The sequence below is a fragment of the Streptomyces sp. NPDC020362 genome (assembly GCF_040642095.1).
Lineage (GTDB): Bacteria > Actinomycetota > Actinomycetes > Streptomycetales > Streptomycetaceae > Streptomyces.
The window spans coordinates 41529-58359 of record NZ_JBFAET010000045.1; the positions used below are offsets into that span (position 1 = coordinate 41529).

Here is a 16831-nt window from a genome sequence, read left to right on the forward strand (position 1 = left end):
GCGGAACGACATCTTCTGGCCGGCCGCAGCCCCCTGATCACCCTCAGGCCGGGATGAGCGCCCCCTCGGCTCCCTGCGCTCCCTGCGCATCGCGCACTTCGTGGACGAACCGGCTCAGGGACGCCGTCAGCGCCGTGACGAAGGCGTCCCGGGCCTCCTCGGGGAGGGCGTCCAGAGACAGGTAGGGGTTGAGGTCCTCCAGCTCGACCAGGAGCAGCTCGCCGTCCCGGACGCGGCAGGCGTCGACGCGCTGGATGCCGTGGCCGAGCCCGTTCCAGTCGACGAAGCTCCGGGCGAACTCCAGGTCGGCGGCGGTGGCCGGATACGGCTGAAGCTCCCAGCGCCGGTCGGGGTCGGGGGCGTAGAGGGCGTACCGGAAGTCGTCGTCCACGAAGTAGAAGGACACCTCGTAGGCGAAGTCGACGCACGGCTGGATGAGGACGCTTTTGTCGGCGAGGCCGGCGAGCCGGTCGGCGGGGAGGATCCGCAGACCGAGGGAGTCCGCGCCGAGCTTGGGCTTGACCACGTAGCGTTCGGCCTGGGGCAGCCGGTGCAGGTCCTCGGCGCGGTCGACGGTGGGTATGACCGGGTAGCCCGCGGCGCTCAGGTCGAGCAGGTACTGCTTGCCCGCCATGTCCGCCTTGCCGCTGAGCGGGTTGTACACCGGGGTGCCGCCCGCGAGGGCTCGCGCGCGGAAGGAGTCGTACTCCTTCTGATAGCCGAGGACGGGCCCGCTGTTGCGGACGACGACCGCGTCGTAGGCGTCCATCAGCGCGGCCGCGTCCAGCGGGTGGCACAGGGCGAGGTCGAAGTGCTCCCGCAGACGCGAGGTCAGGAAGACGTCCTCGTCGCCGTAGCGGCGCCCGCGGGCCGGGTACGCCAGGTCGGTGACGTAGAGGATGCGGGGGCGGGCGGCGGACATGCGGGGCTCCTCGGGCAACTGGGATGCAGAAAGGTTACGCCGGAGGGTGGCCGGTCAAGCCGGAGGGTGGCCGGTTCCGCCCCCGGCCCGGTCCCCCGGGTACCTCACGCCGAGCCGGGTGGCACCTCAGTGCACTCAGTTCCCCCATCACCCCTCCTTCGCTGCACCGAGTGCCAGGAATGGGGGCCGGGTGCTACGTTCCCGTTCATGAGCTCCAGCAGCGCGGCATCGGCCGCGAAGCCGCCGATGCGGGACGCCCTGGTCGCCGCGGCCTTCCAGCTCTTCCTGGAACGCGGGTACGAGCAGACCACCGTGGACGACATCGTGGCCCTGGCCGGGGTCGGCCGGCGCTCGTTCTTCCGCTACTTCCCCTCGAAGGAGGACGTGGTCTTCCCCGACCACGAGCGCTGCCTCGCCGACATGAGCGCCTTCCTCGCCAAGAGCGACGAGGAGGACGAGCCGGTACGGCGGGTGTGCGACGCGGCCCGGCTGGTGCTGCGGATGTACGCGGAGAACCCGGCCTTCTCCGTGCAGCGCTACCGCCTGACCAAGAAGGTGCCGGGGCTGCGCGCCTACGAACTGTCGGTGGTGTGGCGCTACGAGCGGGCGCTCGCCGCGTATCTGCGCGGGCGGTTCGCCGGGCGGCCCGACGGCACCCTGCGGGCCGATGTGATCGCGGCCGCGGTCGTCGCCGCCCACAACAACGCCCTGCGCTCCTGGCTGCGTTCGGACGGCAAGGGCGACGCCGGCGTGGCGGTCGACCACGCCCTGGGATACGTACAGGCCGCGTTCGGGCGACCGGCGCACCCCCGCACCATCGCCCCCCTGCCCGAAGCCGCCCTCACCGCGTCCGACGGCGAGCGGGCCGAGCACCCCGACGACGTGGTCGTCCTCGTCACCCGCCGCGATGCCCCGCTGTGGCGGGTGGTGCAGGAGTTCGAGACCGCACTCGGCCGCGCCTGAGGGCGCCCCGGCCGAGCCACATCCTCACCGGACCTCCGCAGATTCGGGGTACGGAGTGCCTTTACGAGTGACACTCAGTGCCATACTCTGTCGGCGTGCACGGTGGCACGGCCACCGCGCACCTGCGTGCGCGACTCGCGCCGGGCACGCGGGATTCCGGCCGAGCGCAGGGGAGTTGACCAGCGTGTACCACCACTCAGCAAGCACCTCGCATTCGGCGGGCGGCTCCGCGACGGGTGTTCTCGACCCCGCTTCCGCGGACGCCAAGGACGCCAAGGACGCCATCCTCTTCCAGCGCTGCACCTGGTGCGGCACCGCGACCTACCACCGGCTGCTGTGTCCGGTGTGCCAGGGCAGCGAGCTGCGCACGGAGCGCAGCGAGGGCGCCGGGACGGTCCGCCACTCCACCGTGGTGCACCGCAACACACCCGCGGCGCGCAACGTGTCGCTGATCGAGATGGCCGAGGGGTTCGTCGTCCGCGGCCGGGTCATGGGGCCGCCCGTCGGCATCCACAGCGGAGACCGGGTCCGGCTGTCGACGACCAAGGACCCCGTACGGGGCGAGCCCGTCTTCCAGCTGGTCGACGAGCCGTACCGGGCCTGGACCTGAGGACGATCGCACATCCCTCCTGAACGGCACAGGTGTCGGCGCCGGTCCCAGGACCGCACCCGACGGCACCTGACTGCGCCCGACCGCATCTGACCGCACCCGACTGCGCAGTGTGATCGATCACTTGCTCTTCACAGGCAACCCACAGACTTCCCCTTCCGTCCTCCGGGGGCGAGGGGTGCCCGGGTACGGCCGTGGCGCCCGAGGTCGGGGTTCAAGGAGGAGCCGTGGTCCGTGCCCGGCGCATATGGATCGCCGCTGCCGCGCTGCTCGCGGTGGCGGGAGCATCCCCAGGGGTGGCAGCCGCACAGAGTCAACCACCCTCGGACATACGGGCGTTGACGGCCGGGAACGACGGGACGATGCCACCGGGGTGGGGGATCACCGGCGGTTCACCGACGCCGCAGCTGGTGTGGCGGTCGAAGCAGCCGGTGCCCATGGGGGACGCGCGCGTCGAATTCCGCGCGGACGGACGGCTGCTGGGAGTCCCGCAGCCGGGCGCGGACGGGCGCACCTTCCGGCTGCGGCTGGACGGCCGGCAGGCCGGGAAGCTGCGGGACCTGGAAGTCTGGTCCGGGGGACGGCGGCTGGACCGCAGGCAGACCGCCTCGGGCACGTCGCCCGTCCAGCCCCCGGCGACGCTGCCGGCAGGCGACGTGGACCCTGGCAAGCCCGGTTCGTACCGCACCAGGACCGGTGAGTACAGCCTCGAGTCGGTCCGGCTGCCGGGCTTCGCCGCTCCCGTGGAGATGCGCGCGGTGGTCGTCGCTCCCACCGGCGCCCGCGGCCCTCGCCCGCTCGCGCTGTTCCTGCACGGCCGCCACTTCACCTGCTACAAGGGGCACGACATCAGCGGTGCCTGGCCCTGCCCGGCCGGGACCAGGCCGGTGCCGAGCCACCGCGGCTATCTGCGCGACCAGAAGCTGCTCGCCTCGCAGGGTTACGTGACCGTCTCGATCTCCGCGAACGGCATCAACGGCCAGGACGGAGACGTCGAGGACGGCGGCGCGCAGGCGCGTTCATCGCTGGTCCGACTGCACCTGGCCCGGTGGGCCGGCTGGGCCGCGCACCCCGAGACGGCCCCGGCCGTCGTACGCGAGGCGCCCCGTGCCGACCTGTCGCACGTCCTGCTCGTCGGGCACTCCCGCGGCGGTGAGGGCGTGAACCGGGCCGCGCTGGACAGTCTCTACCCGCCGCCCGCCGCCCAGGACGGCTATCACGGACCGGTGCGCTGGACCATCCGCGGCCTGGTCCTCATCGGCCCCACCGTCTTCGGCCAGAACCCGGTGCCCGACGTCCCGTCCGCGACGATCCTGCCGGGCTGCGACGGCGACGTCTCCGACCTGGAGGGCGAGGTCTACGTCGACGGCACCCGCGCGGTCAGCCGCGGCACCGCCCTGCACAGCGCGGTCTACGTCATCGGTGCCAATCACAACTTCTTCAACTCCGAGTGGACGCCCGGGCAGGCCACCGCGCCCGCGCAGGACGACTTCGGGGACGACCCGGGCCACCCCGACCCGGTGTGCGGCAAGCATTCCGGCACCCGGCTGACGGCCGACCAGCAGCACCGGGCCGGTTCGACCTACATCGCGGCCGCCGCGCGCCTGTTCCTCGCCGGTGACGACAAGGTACGGCCGCTGCTGGACGGCTCCGGCAGGCGCGCGCCGTCGGCGGACCCGGCGCGGGTCCTCACCCATGCGGTGGGCGGGCGCCGCGATGCCGCCTTCCTGCCCGACGGCGGGGTGTCGGTGACCGGTGGCAGGCTGTGCGCGGCGGTGGACCCCTCCCCGGCCAAGGCCTGCCTGGGCGAGGGGGCCAAGGGAAGCTCGCCGCACTTCGCCTCGTGGGAGACGGACCATGAGACCGGACGGAACGCGGTCGCCCTGCGCTGGACCCACGCCGGCGCCCCGGCACGGGTACGCGTGAAGGACCCGGTCTCGCTGGCCGGTGACAAGGCGCTGGCCCTCAGGCTGTTCGTGCCGCCGAACTCCCGCGGCACGCGCCTGGACGTGTCGGCCACCGACGCCTCCGGCCGCAAGGCGGTCCTCGGCCAGGTGCGGATGGACGGGCTGCCCGGCAGCGAGCGCACCGCTTCCTACTGGGCGCGCGAGATCCGGGTGCCGCTGACCGCAGCCGCCCGTGGCCGGCTCGACCTGCACAAGGTCAAGTCCCTTGAGCTGACCCCGCGTTCGGGATCGGGACGGGCCTGGCTGATGGATGCGTGGGGCTGGCGGCCCGGGCTGCCGGCGGTGCGGGCGGCCGCGCTGGCGCGGGTGGACGTCGGCCGGACGACCGTCGACGAGGGCGACTCCGGTGTGCGCACCTACCGGGTTCCGGTCCGGGTGTCGGGGCGGGGCAGCGGACAGGTCCGGGTGTACGTCCTCGATCCGGCCGGCGGCCGGGCCAGGGACCGGCTGGTCACCGTGCATCCCGGCGGCCACGACATCGACGTGCCCGTCCGGGTGAAGGGCAACACGCGCTACGGCGACGACGTGTCGTACAACATCCTCGTCAAGGCGGTCCGGGGCGCGGTCATCGGTTCGTACCGGGGCGGGATCACGGTGCACAACGACGATCCGGCGCCGAAGACGACCGTCACTCCGGTGGCCGACCGGGTGACCGAGGGGCAGGCCCTGAAGTGGCGGGTGTCGCTGTCCGAGGCCGTCGACGTGGACATGACCGCGGCCTTCGTCGCGGTGCAGCCCACCGGGCCGGAGCTGTCCACCAAGGACGTGTCCGCGCGCTGGCTGCGGGACACGACCGGCGCCTCGCCGGACCCGGAGCGGCCCCTGTCCAAGGTGAACGGCGGTCTCTACCTGTGGGAGAACATCCCGGCGGGCAGCACCGGCGTCGACATCACCGTTCCGACGGTCAAGGACCGGGTCACGGAGCCCGCCGAGTCGGTGCGGTTCCGGCAGATCGACCCGCAGACCGGCGAACAGCAGCCCGGCGGGCTGGAGTTGAACGGCACGGTGCTCGACGCGTCGTAGCCGCATCCGCAGCGGCACCCGGGCCCTGAGGCGGCGACGGCCTTCTCGGGGCCTCAGGGCCCAAAGCGGCTCAGGGCCTGTGGGCGGAACGCGCCTCAGGCCCTGAGTGCTTTCCGCCTCAAGGACTCGGAGCCTCCGGGCTCAACGGCTCAGGCACTCGGTCGGCCGGATCAGGGCCTCGCCACCGGCCGGATGAGTGCCTCGGGACCGGCCGTCCCACAGACCCGGGCCGGCCGGCTCAGGTGCCCGTGGCCGGGCCACTCAGGGCCTCGCGACCTGCCGAATCACGGTTTCAGGGTCACGCGGATCCCGACCGTGCCCTCCAGGCCGCGCCGCAGCCGGCTGCCCAGCAGGGTGAGGCGGCCGGTGATGCCGTACTTGCGGGCGATCAGCGTGCGGTAGCGGGCGGTGGTGGCCGCGTCGGCGATCTCGGCGGTGGCCGGGACCTGGTCGCCGGTGGGACGGCCGCGCAGGTCGCAGGGACCGACGAGGACATCGGCGCGGCGGCGGATCCGCTTGACCTTCCAGCTGTCGGCCGCCGTCCAGACCCCGAGGCCGTCCCCGTCCTGGACCACCCACACGGGGGTGTCGACGGGGGTTCCGTCCTTGCGGTAGCTGGTGACCAGCAGGTACTTGCCGGAGCCGAGCCGGGCCGGCCGCGTGTCGTCCATCCCGGCAGTGTAGGAGGCCACGCCGTTCCCGGGCACCGCGGGCGGGCCCCGGCCTCCGCTCAGGTCAGCGCCGCCGCCATGCGCCCCACCGCCTCGGTGAGGATCTCCGGGGAGGTCGCGAGGTTGAAACGTACGTGCCCGGCACCGCCCGTGCCGAAGGGCAGGCCGGAGCTGAGGGCGACCCGGCCGCGGTCCAGGAACACCTCGGCGGGGTCCTCCCCGAGGCCCAGGGCGCGGCAGTCGAGCCAGGCCAGGTAGGTGGCCTCGGCGGGGCAGGGGCGGATCGCGGGCAGTTGCTCGGCGAGCAGGGCGGTGAGCAGACGCCGGTTGGCGTCGAGACCGGCCAGCAGGGCGTCGAGCCAGCCGGTGCCCTCGGCCAGGGCGGCCGTGTGGGCGATGACGCCGAGGTGGCTGGGGCCGTGACTCACCTCCTCGGGCAGCCGGGCCAGATCGGCGGCGGCCGCGGGACCTGCGAGGGCGAGCGCGGCCTTGAGCCCCGCCAGGTTCCAGCCCTTGGACGCGGACATCAGCGACAGGCCGCGCTCGGCGCCCGGCACGCTCAGATAGGGCACGAAGGTGACACCGGGGGCGACGAGCGGGGCGTGGATCTCGTCGGCGACGACCCGGACGCCGTAGCGCTCCGCAAGGTCGGCGACGGCGGCCAGTTCGGCGGCGGTGTGCACGGTGCCGGTGGGGTTGTGCGGGCTGCACAGCAGGTAGGCAGCCTGGCCGCCGCCGGCCGTGGCCTGCCGGAACGTGTCCGCCAGCAGATCGAGGTCGAGGCGCAGACCGGTGCCCAGCGGGGCCTCCACCACACGGCGGTCCATGTGGGTGATGAACTGGTAGAACGGCGGGTACACCGGCGAGTTGACGATCACCGGATCTCCGGGGCCGGTGACCAGTTTGAGCATCTCGACCACGCCGAGCATCACGTCCGGGACGATCGCGGTGCGCTCCACGGCGACTCCGTCCCAGTTCCACCGCTTGGCGGCGAACCCCGCCAGGGCCTCGGCGTAGGCGGTGCCCGCCGGGTAGCCGGTGTCTCCGAGGGCGAGCGCGTCGGTGACGGCGCGGACGACCGGCTCGGCGAGGGGCACGTCCATCTCGGCCACCCACAGCGGCAGCACGTCCTCGGGGTAGGCGCGCCATTTCATGCTCGTACGACGTCGCAGCTGCTCCAGGCCGAGGGCGCGCAGCGGATCGGGTTCGCCGGGTGTGCCGTGCGGGATGCTGGTCATGGGGCTCAAGATAAGGCGCTGCGGTGTGAGCGGAAACGGGGCAGACCGGCCGGACGCGGTACGGAGGGCAGCGGCCCGGGGCCGGGGCTCGGGGGCGGTACGTCGACGCCGCGTCGGTGCGGTGCGACACACTCAGCCGGCCGCGGCTCGGTCCGGGCGTGGAAAACCCCGGACGAGCGCCGGTCAACTCGGGCGTCTAGATTGCGTCTTGAATGGTGCACTTCTCCTCAGGCATCCAGGAGCTGAACCCACGTGACCGACAACCCGGCAGCCACCAACGACGTGGCCGTGTCGCTGCGCGCCCGCATCAACACCAGCCAGCCGCACACGGCCCGGATCTGGAACTACTGGCTCGGCGGCAAGGACAACTACGAGGTCGACCGCGCGGCCGGCGACCAGATCCGCGCGCTCCACCCGGGCATCGGGGAGTACGCGCGTGCCGACCGGCTGTTCCTGGGCCGGGCCGTACGCCATCTGGTCGGCGAGGTCGGCATCCGGCAGTTCCTGGACATCGGCACCGGGCTGCCCACCGCGGACAACACGCACGAGGTGGCCCAGCGCGTCGCTCCGGACGCCCGGATCGTGTACGTCGACAACGACCCGCTCGTCCTCGCGCACGCGCGCGCCCTGCTCACCAGCACGCCCGAAGGCCGTACCGACTACCTGGACGAGGATCTGCGCAACGTCGACGCGATCCTCGAACACGCCGCGAAGACCCTGGACTTCAGCGAGCCGGTGGCGCTGATGCTGCTCGGCGTGGTCATCTTCGTCGGCGACGCCGAGGACCCGTACGGCATGGTGCGGCGACTGACGGACCGGCTGCCGTCCGGCAGTCACCTGGTGCTGTCGCACACCATCACCAGCCCGTCGATGCCGGACGTGGACGAGGCCGTCGCGTTCTGGAACGAGCACGGCACTCCGAAGCTCACCCAGCGCACGCCCGAGGACGTGGCCCGGTTCTTCGACGGTCTGGAGCTGCTGGAGCCGGGCGTGGTGTCCTGCTCGCGCTGGCGCCCGGAGAGCACCGAGGGGGCCGAGCCGGAGGAGGTCGCCATGTTCGGCGGGGTGGCGCGCAAGAACTGAGCGCGCGGGCGCCGGGGCACGGGCGGTCCGAGAAGATCGCCGCCGTCGGTGAACGCCGCCGGGGCGGGCCACGTACTCAGACGTGGGCCCTCGACGACCGGAGGTCCCCGCGGTGCCGGCAGGGGCATCGCGCGTTCGGGTTCGGGAGCCACGCATGAGGCACGCACGACGACGGGTCGTGAGGCGAGTGACACGGCTGGCGGCGGTCGGCGGACTCCTTCTGGGGGGCGCGATGGTCGCACAGGCGGCCATGGCGAGCGAGCCTCCCCCGGCGTCCGCCACCCCGCTCAGTACGGCCGGGACCAGCGGTGACACCGGTGCGACGCTGGTGGCGAAGCTCGGCACGGGGCGGACGGCGGGCAGCTGGGTCGGCCGCGACGGGCGGCCGGTCGTGGCGGTGACCGACTCGGGGGCGGCACAGACCGTGCGCCGGGCGGGGGCCGAGGCGAAGGTCGTGTCGCACAGCATGAACGAGCTCAAGTCGGCCACCGCCACGCTGCGTTCGGCCCCTCGGGTGGCGGGCACCGCATGGGCGGTGGACTACCGGACCAACCGGGTCGTGGTGCAGGCCGACTCCACGGTGTCGGCCGCCGACTGGTCCCGCATGACCCACGTCGCCACGGGCATCGGCAGTTTCGTGCACATGGAGCGTATGAAGGGCACCTTCACCACACGACTGAACGGGGCGCAGCCGATCCTCTCGACGGGCGGCCGCTGCTCGGCGGGCTACAACGTCACCAACGGGCAGAGCGATTTCATTCTGACCGCCGGCCACTGCGGGCCCGCCGGCTCCATCTGGTTCGCCGACAACCAGGGCGACCAGCAGCTGGGCAAGACGGTCAGCAGCACCTTCCCCGGCAACGACTTCTCGCTCGTCCAGTACAACTCGGGCAAGGCCGGTGACGGCGCCGGGGTGGTCGCGATCGGCGGCGGCAAGGGCGTGCGGATCACCGGTGTGGCCGATCCGACGGTGGGACAGCGGGTGTTCCGCAGCGGCAGCACCAGCGGACTGCACGACGGCCAGGTCACCGCGCTCAACGCCACCGTGAACTACCCCGAGGGCACGGTCACCGGACTCATCCAGACCACCGTGTGCGCCGAACCGGGCGACAGCGGTGGCCCGCTGTTCTCCGACGGCATCGCGCTGGGCGTCACCTCGGGCGGAAGCGGTGACTGCAAGGCGGGCGGAACGACGTTCTTCCAGCCGCTGACCAAGGCGTTGGCCGCGCTGAACGTCCGGCTCCTCGTGTCGACGCAGAACGCCGGCGGCGCCCAGAGCGCACCGCCCTCCCCCGCGCCGTCCGCGGCGGCCGCGCAGGGTGCGGTCGCGCCGAGCGCGGCCTCGCCGGGCTCCTCGGCGCCCGCGACGGGCACCGCACAGGGTCAGACCCTGCTGGCGCGGCTCACGGACACCCGGACCATCGGTCCCGGGCTGCTGGTCATCGCGGGCAGTCTGATCGCGCTCGTCGCGACCCGGTACATCCGGTCCGAGCAGGACCGCAGGGCGTACCAGCGGTACTACTCGGCGACGTGGGGCTGACGGGACGACTACGACATGGGCCGACGAGACGCGGGGCCTTCAGGGCCCCCGGGTCTGCGGAGGTGCTACGAGAAGGGCACCCGTGCACTCACGGGTGCCCCTGGACGGTACGGCAGGTGCCCGTCGGCCTTTCTAGGCCGCCCGGTGCGACTGCGGGGCCGCGGCGGCCCACTCCAACACGAGGCGCTGGTACTCCGCGCGCTGCTCGGTGGTCAGTGTCCCGCCCGACCGGAGCCACAGGGCCCTGATCTCCTCGTTGACCTCCGCGGCCGATCGCTCGGAGGCGGCTTCAAGAGTGGTGGACATGTTGTGAAGCATATGCCGAGCGACGTGAAGGCGCTGTGAGTAAGCACACCCGATACGGACATTCCGGACCGTGTTACTCATCACGTCAATGTGTCAAGCGGCAGCGGGAGTTCATTCCGCCGCCGCGCCCAGCACGAGGACCTGGATGGCCAACACCGCTGCGCCACGGGCCCAGTCGTGGAAGTCGGAGACCCTGGTCTCCAGGTCCACGGGCGCGGCCTGCGGGTGACGGTGGGCACGGATGGTCCCGTGGACCGTGTCTCCCGCCACATCCATCAGGCCGACACCCTCCCCGGCGAGCAGGATCTTCTGCGGCATCGCGAGGTTGGCGATCTGGGCGACCAGGGTGCCGAGGGCCCGGGCGGCCTCGTCGATCACCCGGTGGGCCATGGGTTCACCCCCGGCGGCGTCGGCGAGGATCTCCTCGTAGGTGGCGTCCCGGCCGCGGGCGGCGCGGATCTGGTAGCGGATGCTCGGGATGGTGAGCAGCGACACGGCGCTGCCGCGCCCACCGTCCGGGGTGAGGGGGCCGTGGGGGTTGATGATCCAGTGCCGGCCGAAGCCGCGGTTCTCCTCGGCACAGGGCACCCGCCTGCCCCCGAGGACGAGCCCGTAGCCGATGCCGGCGCCGATGGTCAGGACGACGAAGCGGTCGAGCCCGCGTCCGGCACCGAACCAGGTCTCCGCCTCGACCAGGGCGGCCACGTCGTTCTCCACGACCACGGGCAGGCCGGTGCGCTCCTGGACCAGCTCGGCGAGCGGAACGTTCCGCCACTGCAGGAAAGGCGACTCGCCGACCACCGCACGCTCCTGCACCAGTCCGCCCACGCCGATCCCTATGCCCGCGGCGGCCGGACGGCCGTCGGCCAGTTCGGCGGTCATCTCCGCGAGCAGGTCGGCGACGCGTGCGGGGTCACGATCGGCGAGCGGCCTGTCGAGGCGGGCGACGACATCGCTGCGCAGGGTGGTGACGACGCCGTACACCGTGTCGGCGGTGATCTTGAAGCCGAGGAAGGAGCGGGAGCCGGCGACCACATCGAGCGGCTGTGACGGCCGGCCCTGGCGCGCCTCCGGCGGGGTTGCCGTCTCCGGCACCTCGACGAGCAGGCCGGACTCGATCAGCGGCTTGGTCAGCCGGGTCAGGCTGCCCTGTGAGAGGTCCAGCCGCCGGGCCAGCTCGGTGCGGGACAGCGGGCCGTGCACGAGGACCTCGATCGCCACCGAGCGCTCACCCGGGCTCAGGGGCAGCCAGCTGCTCATGAGGGCCGACCCCTCCGTTTCTTTCGAGAAGGAAGTAATCTGGCCACTCTACCGTGATCGAGCTCTGCGAGGAGCCGCATCGATGCAAGCAGGACGCCCTCTTGACGCTCCAATTCTTTTGAGGCAAAAGTAAAACGCATGACCTTTTCCCTCGGCATCATCGGCGCCGGACAGTTCTCCGGTCAGTTCGCCGCGCTGTTCCGGGCCCACCCCGGCGTCGGCGACGTCTACGTCACCGATCTGCTGCCCGAACGGGCCGAGCGGCTCGCCGTCACCCAGGGGCTCGCGGGCACGTTCCCGTCGTACGAGGCCATGCTGGGGTCGCCGGCGGTCGACGCGGTCGCGGTCTTCACCCAGCGCTGGACCCACGGCCCGCTGGTCCTGCAGGGGCTCGGCGCGGGCAAGCACGTGTACTCGGCGGTGCCGATGGCGATCACCGTGGAGGAGACGGCCGCGATCCTCGACGCGGTCCGGGCGACCGGGCTGACGTACATGATGGGCGAGACCAGCCAGTACAACCCGGCGACCGTGCACGCCCGCAACCGGATCGCCGAGGGCGCCTTCGGCCGGCTGTTCTACGCCGAGGGCGACTACGTCCACGACATGGACCTCGGCTTCTACGAGGCCTACAAGTACAGCGGCGGCGACAACTGGAAGGCGACCGCCAGCTATCCCCCGCTGCTGTACCCGACGCACTCCGTGGGCGGCGTGCTGGGGGCCTGGCGGACCCACGCGGTGAGCGTGTCGGCGATCGGGGTGCGCGACGACCGTGACGACGGCGTCTTCGACCGCTCGGTCAGCCGGTTCGACAACGACGTGTCCAATGCGACCGCGCTGTTCGAGGTGGCGGGCGGCGGTTCGTTCCGCACGAACGAGTTCCGGCGGGTCGGCTACCCCTCGCACATCCGCGAGTCACGCTTCCGGTTCTTCGGCACGGAGGCCAGCATGGAGCAGCTGGCGACGGTGGCCCTGTGGCAGGACAAGAACGGTGTGGAGGACATCAGCGAGCTGCTGGGGCCCAAGCCGACCCTCTCCCCCGACGATCCGTCGCTGCGGCACGTCGCGCCGGAGCTGCGGGCCGCCTTCACCTCCGGATCGGCGCCGGTGCACGACCGGGCGCGGCTGCCGCGGGAGTTCGACGCGCTGCGCAACGGGCACGAGGGCAGCCACCACTTCCTGGTGGACGACTTCGTGACCGCCGTCACCACGCGCACCCTGCCCCCGGTGAACGCATGGGTGGCCGCCCGCTACACCCTGCCGGGCGTCCTCGCGCACGAGTCCGCACGGCAGGGCGGGGTCCGGCTGCAGATCCCCGACTTCGGGGACGCACCGGAGAACTGAGCCCCGAAGGGCCCGGGGCCGGGTCCCGGTGCGGCTCAGGTGCCCGGCTTGCGGCCGTACACGAAGACGTCGTCGCCCGTCCTCAGCAGCGACCAGTACTTCTTGGCGTCCGTCGTGGTCATGTTGACGCAGCCGTGGGAGCCCGGCGGGTTCCACATGCTCAGGTTCACCGAGTGGAAGGCCTGGCCGCCGTCGAAGAACTGGCTGTAGGGCATCGGCACGTTGTAGAGGTTCGAGACGTGGTCGATGTCCCGCCAGTAGATCTTCTTCAGACCGGTGCGGGTCACATAACCCTTACGGCCGGTACGCACGGGTACGGGACCGTAGACGAGCTTCTTGCCGTCCTGGATCCAGCTCAGCTGGAGCGTGAGGTTCACACAGGCGATACGGCCCTTGTCCACCGGGCACTTGCCGTCCTTGTTGGGATCGTTCCCGACCGCCTTCTGCTTGTTCATCAGGTCCATAACGCCCCAGGTGACAGGACCGGCGTACCCGATGGCGGGCGTGATGCCGTGCCGGTTCTGGAAGGCCTGGACGGCCCGGCAGTCGGCGGAGGACTGCTTGCCGTCGACCGGGCGGCCGAGGAACTTCTCCACCTGCTTCTGGTACGGACCCGCCTGTGTCGTGCAGCTCGCGGCCTGGGCCGGTGCCGCGGTCAAGGCCAGTGTGAGCGGCGCCACCAGCCCGGTGAGACCGAGCGCGACGACACCTCGTCTGCGTATGTCCCCCATAGCGTCCACTTCCCCTTCTCCCCTTGCGTCCCGGGCCTTGCCCAGGTGCTCCCTTTCGCGATTCCCGCGGTCTGCGCCTACTAGACCCGCCTCCGGATCCGACGGTTGTGCTTCCGGTCAGGCTGTGACGAAACGGTGAACTTCGTCGCCGCGCAGCCGACCGGCGGGCAGCCTGCGGCCGTAGGCGACCAGCAGCAGGTCCTGGGCGGGCCCGTGCAGCGGAGTGCCGGTGCCGAAGGACCAGTCGAGGTCGTCGGCGCACAGCCGCACACCCGTGAGGTCGGTACCGAAAAGGCGGAAAGCGCGCGGGTCGATCGCGTCTAGGACGATCCGCAGCCGGTCCTCGGGGACCTTCCGGTCCAGGCCGAGGGCGACCGTGACGTCCAGACCGTGGACGACGTCGTGGCCGAGCGCGGCCGCGAAACCGCCGACCGGGGGCTTCCAGGGGTGGCGGGCGTGGGTGCGCAGGAAGGCGGCGAGTTCGGGGTCGGGGTGCGCGTCCGCGTCCCGGCGGGCGAGCCGGTCGGTCATGCGGTGCAGGCTGCCGCGTGCCTTCACCAGCTCGCCGAGGACCTTGACGGCCGGGTACCGGAATCCCATCGACATGTGCGCCACGACCTCCCGCACCCGCCAGCCCGCGCACAGGCTGGGCGCCTCCCACTGGCCGGACGTCAGCGTGCCGAACAGGTCGGCCAGCTCCCGGCGTTCGGCGGCGATGGCTCCGGTGGTGACGGTGTCTGCTGCTTTCCCCATGGATCAAGGGTGTTGACAGGACGCCGATAAGTCCAAGAACCGGTCCGTCTCGGACCTATCATGAACGGTTATGGAGTTGAGGCAGCTGCGGTATTTCGTGACGGTGGTGGAGGAGGCCGGATTCACCCGGGCCGCCGAGCGGCTGCATCTGGCGCAGCCGGGCCTGAGCGCACAGATACGCCAGCTGGAGCGGGAGTTGGGGCAGCCGCTGCTGGACCGCACGGGCCGTACGGTGCGGCCGACGGAGGTGGGTGAGGCCGTGCTGCCGTTCGCGCGGGCCGCACTGGCCGCCGTCGACGGGGTGCGGCAGACGGTGGAGGAGTTCACAGGTCTGCTGCGCGGCCGGGTCGCTGTCGGGCTCGTCCCGGGCACCCTCACCCACGCCTTCGACCTGGCCGGAATACTGGCCCGTTTCCATGAGGCGCATCCGCAGGTGGAGGTCACGCTCACCGAGGACACCTCGGACCGGATGCTGGCCGCGCTGCGCGGCGGGGAGCTGGACCTCGCGGTGATCGGTGTCGCGCAGGAGGAGCCGCCGCCGGGTGTGGGCCTGCAGATCGTCATCGACGAGCCGCTGGTCGCGGCCGCCGTCCCGGAACATCCCCTGTCGGCCGGGCACGAGGGCGCCGCGGCCGTCCCACCGGCCGCGCTGCGCGGGCACCGCCTGATCAGCCTGCCCCGCGGGACCGGGGTGCGCACCGTCGTGGACCGGCTGTGTGCCGAGGCGGGCTTCCGGCCGCACATCGCCTTCGAGGCGGCCGCCCCCGACGCGCTGGCCCGGCTCGCGGCCCGCGGCCTCGGCGTCGCGGTGCTTCCGCGCCCGCAAACGGCACCCGGCCTGCGCACGCTGCGGATCGCCGACCCCCGGGCGCGCGGCCGCGTGGCCCTGGCCTGGCGGACGGACGGTCCCATGAGTCCGGCCGCACGGCAGCTGCTGGGGCGCCTGCGCACGGCGATGACCGGGCGGACGGCGGTGCCCGAGCGCCCGCCTGCCGCGGACCCACCGTCCGAGTCGCCGTCTCTCGCGTCGCCGTGAACGGCAGGTGCAGGGGCGGCTGAGGGTTGTCCGGGGTCGGTTGAGGGTTGTCCGGGGGGCGACCGAGGGCGGTCCGGTCGGTGGCCAGGCGCGGGCCGGGGGGACCGAGTCCGTGCGCGGCGGCCCGGATCACAGCCACGTGGCGCCCGTACCTCGTCCGGCCGCAGCCCCGGGGAGACCGGCGGCGAACCTGCGCCCACCGGTCCAGTTTCCCTCAGGTGGACCGGGTGCCGGGCTCGGCCACGGACCTACGCTGCGGCTCATGCAGCACACACTCACCGACGATCTCTCCCGTTTCTCCGAACTCCTGCAGCTGGCCCGCGACGTGGCCGACCGTGAGCTGGCGGGGCTGGCCGACCGACCGGTCGCCGCGCCCGGCCGGGCGCCCGCTCGCGCGCCCCTCCCGGAGGAGGGAGCGGGCGGCCCGGGCGCCCTCGCACACTTCGCCGAGCGGTGGGCGCCGGGCCTCTCCGGCTCGGCCGGGCCCCGCTACCTGGGCTTCGTCACCGGTGGGGCGACCCCCGCGTCGGTCGCCGGGGACTGGCTGACGGCCGCGTTCGACCAGAACGTCTCGGGGGCCGGCGGCTCGTGGGCGGCGGAGCTGGAACGCGAGACCGTGACCTGGCTGCGCGAGCTGTTCGGTCTGGGCGAGGCGCACAGCGGGGCGTTCGTGACCGGGGCGACCGCGTCCAACACCGTCGGTCTCGCGATCGGCCGCGAGTGGCTCGGGGAGCGGCTCGGGGTGGATGTCTCCCAAGCGGGGGCGGCGGCGCTGGGCCCGGTCGACGTGCTCTCCGGCAGCCCGCACTCCAGCGTGGCCAAGGCCCTGTCGGTCCTGGGTATCGGCCGCGAGCGGCTGCAGCGGGTGCCGCTGCTGCCCGGCAACCGGGAGGCCGTGGACGTGGCGGCACTGGAGTCGGCACTCGCGGGCCTGGGCGGACGGCCGGCGATCGTCGTCGCGAACGCGGGCACGGTCAACACCGTCGACTTCGACGATCTGCGGGCGATCGCCGCGCTGAAGGAGCGGTACGACTTCTGGCTGCACGTGGACGCCGCGTTCGGCGGCTTCGCCGCCCTGTCCCCCACGTATGCGGCTCTGGTCGCGGGACTCGATGCGGCCGACTCGGTCTGCGTGGATCTGCACAAGTGGCTGAATGTGCCCTACGACGCGGCGGTCCAGTTCACCCGCCGACGTGACCTGCAGGTGGCGGTGTTCCACAACGCCTCGCCGTATCTGGGCCTGCCCGCCGGGGAACCCGACTTCCTGCACCTGACCCCGGAGAACTCGCGGCGCCTGCGCGCCCTGCCGGCCTGGTTCTCCCTGGTGGCCTACGGCCGGGCGGGACACCGCGAGATCGTGGAGCGGAACGTGGCCCTCGCCCGCCGC

The 16831-nt window shown here is 72.5% G+C and carries 15 protein-coding genes; 8 read left to right on the top strand and 7 right to left on the bottom strand.

Annotated features, from left to right (window positions below):
• Positions 1-43 precede the first annotated feature (43 nt).
• Entirely contained in the window at positions 44-922 is an 879-nt protein-coding gene (locus AB0H32_RS18850; RefSeq protein ID WP_361121368.1) for a hypothetical protein, read from the bottom strand.
• A 207-nt stretch (positions 923-1129) separates the two neighbouring features.
• Between AB0H32_RS18850 and AB0H32_RS18855 the strand changes: the two genes are divergently transcribed.
• The 3 genes from AB0H32_RS18855 to AB0H32_RS18865 all read left to right on the top strand — a co-directional run bounded on the left by AB0H32_RS18855 (position 1130) and on the right by AB0H32_RS18865 (position 5485).
• Positions 1130-1885: a TetR family transcriptional regulator gene (locus AB0H32_RS18855; RefSeq protein ID WP_361121371.1), complete on the top strand. Its 756-nt coding sequence runs from the start codon at positions 1130-1132 to the stop codon at positions 1883-1885.
• A 184-nt stretch (positions 1886-2069) separates the two neighbouring features.
• Entirely contained in the window at positions 2070-2495 is a 426-nt protein-coding gene (locus AB0H32_RS18860; RefSeq protein ID WP_361121374.1) for a zinc ribbon domain-containing protein, read from the top strand.
• A gap of 227 nt (positions 2496-2722) precedes the next feature.
• Complete coding sequence (locus AB0H32_RS18865; RefSeq protein ID WP_361121377.1) at positions 2723-5485, top strand: hypothetical protein; 2763 nt, start codon at positions 2723-2725, stop codon at positions 5483-5485.
• Between the two features lie 284 nt (positions 5486-5769).
• Here the strand turns inward: AB0H32_RS18865 and AB0H32_RS18870 are convergent, their stop codons facing one another.
• Both AB0H32_RS18870 and AB0H32_RS18875 read right to left on the bottom strand, forming a co-directional pair.
• A complete protein-coding gene (locus AB0H32_RS18870) occupies positions 5770-6156 on the bottom strand; it encodes a PPOX class F420-dependent oxidoreductase (protein WP_361121380.1) in 387 nt (128 codons plus the stop codon).
• Positions 6157-6215: 59 nt separating this feature from the next.
• Complete coding sequence (locus AB0H32_RS18875; RefSeq protein WP_361121383.1) at positions 6216-7394, bottom strand: aminotransferase class I/II-fold pyridoxal phosphate-dependent enzyme; 1179 nt, start codon at positions 7392-7394, stop codon at positions 6216-6218.
• Positions 7395-7646: 252 nt separating this feature from the next.
• Here AB0H32_RS18875 and AB0H32_RS18880 point away from each other — a divergent pair, with 252 nt between their 5' ends.
• Positions 7647-8477, top strand: a complete 831-nt coding sequence (locus AB0H32_RS18880) for an SAM-dependent methyltransferase (RefSeq protein WP_361121386.1) — start codon at positions 7647-7649, stop codon at positions 8475-8477.
• A 154-nt stretch (positions 8478-8631) separates the two neighbouring features.
• Positions 8632-10017 (top strand): S1 family peptidase, encoded by a 1386-nt coding sequence (locus AB0H32_RS18885; protein WP_361121389.1) that lies wholly within the window; start codon positions 8632-8634, stop codon positions 10015-10017.
• A gap of 132 nt (positions 10018-10149) precedes the next feature.
• Here the strand turns inward: AB0H32_RS18885 and AB0H32_RS18890 are convergent, their stop codons facing one another.
• On the bottom strand, positions 10150-10335 hold the full coding sequence (locus tag AB0H32_RS18890) for a hypothetical protein (protein ID WP_361121392.1): 186 nt from the start codon (positions 10333-10335) through the stop codon (positions 10150-10152).
• A 99-nt stretch (positions 10336-10434) separates the two neighbouring features.
• On the bottom strand, positions 10435-11583 hold the full coding sequence (locus AB0H32_RS18895; RefSeq protein ID WP_361121395.1) for an ROK family transcriptional regulator: 1149 nt from the start codon (positions 11581-11583) through the stop codon (positions 10435-10437).
• A 138-nt stretch (positions 11584-11721) separates the two neighbouring features.
• On the opposite strand from AB0H32_RS18895, the gene AB0H32_RS18900 reads away from it, so the two are divergent.
• A complete protein-coding gene (locus AB0H32_RS18900; protein WP_361121398.1) occupies positions 11722-12924 on the top strand; it encodes a Gfo/Idh/MocA family oxidoreductase in 1203 nt (400 codons plus the stop codon).
• Positions 12925-12959: 35 nt separating this feature from the next.
• Here AB0H32_RS18900 and AB0H32_RS18905 read toward each other — a convergent pair whose 3' ends face one another.
• Both AB0H32_RS18905 and AB0H32_RS18910 read right to left on the bottom strand, forming a co-directional pair.
• Positions 12960-13655 carry a L,D-transpeptidase family protein gene (locus tag AB0H32_RS18905; protein ID WP_361121401.1) on the bottom strand — a complete coding sequence of 232 codons (696 nt, stop codon included), beginning with the start codon at positions 13653-13655 and terminating at the stop codon, positions 12960-12962.
• Between the two features lie 117 nt (positions 13656-13772).
• The gene (locus tag AB0H32_RS18910; protein WP_361121404.1) at positions 13773-14408 is read right to left on the bottom strand and encodes a maleylpyruvate isomerase family mycothiol-dependent enzyme; all 636 of its coding nucleotides are present in this window, start codon (positions 14406-14408) and stop codon (positions 13773-13775) included.
• A 70-nt stretch (positions 14409-14478) separates the two neighbouring features.
• Here AB0H32_RS18910 and AB0H32_RS18915 point away from each other — a divergent pair, with 70 nt between their 5' ends.
• Both AB0H32_RS18915 and AB0H32_RS18920 read left to right on the top strand, forming a co-directional pair.
• Positions 14479-15444, top strand: a complete 966-nt coding sequence (locus AB0H32_RS18915; RefSeq protein ID WP_361121407.1) for a LysR substrate-binding domain-containing protein — start codon at positions 14479-14481, stop codon at positions 15442-15444.
• A 262-nt stretch (positions 15445-15706) separates the two neighbouring features.
• Positions 15707-16831 (top strand): aminotransferase class I/II-fold pyridoxal phosphate-dependent enzyme (locus AB0H32_RS18920; protein ID WP_361121410.1); only part of this gene is annotated, 1125 nt, incomplete at its 3' end.